This is a genomic window from Corynebacterium sp. UMB9976 (genome assembly GCF_030212265.1).
In the GTDB taxonomy this organism is placed as follows: domain Bacteria; phylum Actinomycetota; class Actinomycetes; order Mycobacteriales; family Mycobacteriaceae; genus Corynebacterium.
In genome coordinates, this window is record NZ_JASODY010000124.1 from 1 (window position 1) to 257 (window position 257).

1 protein-coding gene is annotated in these 257 nt (G+C 66.1%); it reads right to left on the reverse strand.

The annotated features are described in order from the left end of the window. Positions 1–257 (reverse strand): 4Fe-4S dicluster domain-containing protein (locus tag QP140_RS10075; RefSeq protein ID WP_284759521.1); only part of this gene is annotated, 257 nt, incomplete at both ends.

The window sequence follows — 257 nt, forward strand, 5'->3', positions numbered from 1 at the left end:
GCTCGCTGGGGACCTGCGATTCCTCGAGCACCCGGTAGCGGCGCAGGTTGGCTACGTGGTCGATGTGCTCGATGTCGACGGGGCACTGCTCCACGCAGGCACCGCAGTTGGTGCAGGCCCACAGCTCGTCGTCGGTGATGGGGACGCCGTCGCGCAGGCCCGTGATCACCTTGCGGGGGCTCAACGGTTTGCCGGTGTTCCACGCTGGGCATAGCTCCTGGCAACGGTTGCATTCGGTGCAGGTGTGAACGTCGAGA